Annotated in this window: 2 pseudogenes; both read right to left on the bottom strand. The window is 73.8% G+C overall.

From position 1 onward, the window contains the following. A pseudogene (locus EF918_RS36200) lies at positions 1–240 on the bottom strand (hypothetical protein); the annotation flags it as partial. Further along, positions 240–884 (bottom strand): annotated as a pseudogene (locus EF918_RS36195) (MoxR family ATPase); the annotation flags it as partial. The pseudogenes EF918_RS36200 and EF918_RS36195, both read right to left, overlap by 1 nt.

Below are 884 nucleotides of genomic sequence, written 5' to 3'. Positions count from 1 at the left end.
GGCGGGGGCCGGGTCGGCGGCCCGCTCCGGGGCCCGCTCGGGGGTGCGCTCCGGCTCGGACGGCGTGGGAGGGGGCTGCTCCTCGGCCTCCGGCGGCGCCGCGGCCCGCTGGGCCGCCGTCAGCCAGACGGCGTCGGCGATCTCCCGCCAGGTCGCACCGTCACCGGAGGGAGCGTCGCCGAAGGTACCGACCGCCCCCGTACGGGCATCGGGTGCGCGCTCCCTGGGAGTGCCGTCCATCAGCGGCCTTTCGCGAGGTCGCGCAACAGCAGTTCAATGAGCTTACGCCCGTCGGAGTCCGCCTGAAAACCACCCGCTGTGGTCAGATGGACTGCATTGAGCAACTGGTCGACCGACTGGGTGCCCCCGGTCCGCACCCGCCGCTCGAAGTCGTCGATCAACGCGTCCACCGCTTCGGGCCTGCTCCGCAGGTGGCTGACCACGATCGAGACGAGCTGCTCCCGGCTGGGCGGACGCATCTCGAGCGGCAGACAGCGGCGCCGGAAGGCGGCCGGAAACTCCCGTTCGCCGTTGCTGGTGATCACCACGAGCGGGAACTCCCGGCACTCGACCCGGCCGCCGACGATCTCGGCCCGGCCGCCCGGGTCGTCCGTGAACACGCTGACCGTCGGCAGGGCGCTGCGGACCAGCTCCGGGACCTCGTAGCTGCCGTTCTCCAGGACGTGGAGCAGGTCGTTGGGCAGGTCGATGTCGCTCTTGTCGAGCTCGTCGATCAGCAGGACGCGGGGCCGGGCGTAGGCGAGCAGGGCGGTGCCGACGGGGCCGAGGGTGACGAAGTCACCCAGATAGGGGGCGGGTTCGCGCCGGTGGCCGGGGTCGCCCGCCGGGGTGGTGCCGGCCGGCGCGTCAGCCCCGCCCGGCCC

The organism is Streptomyces sp. WAC06614 (assembly GCF_003949795.1).
Lineage (GTDB): Bacteria > Actinomycetota > Actinomycetes > Streptomycetales > Streptomycetaceae > Streptomyces.
Note: the sequence above shows the minus strand (reverse complement) of the source record. Positions and strands in the feature narration are given on the sequence as shown.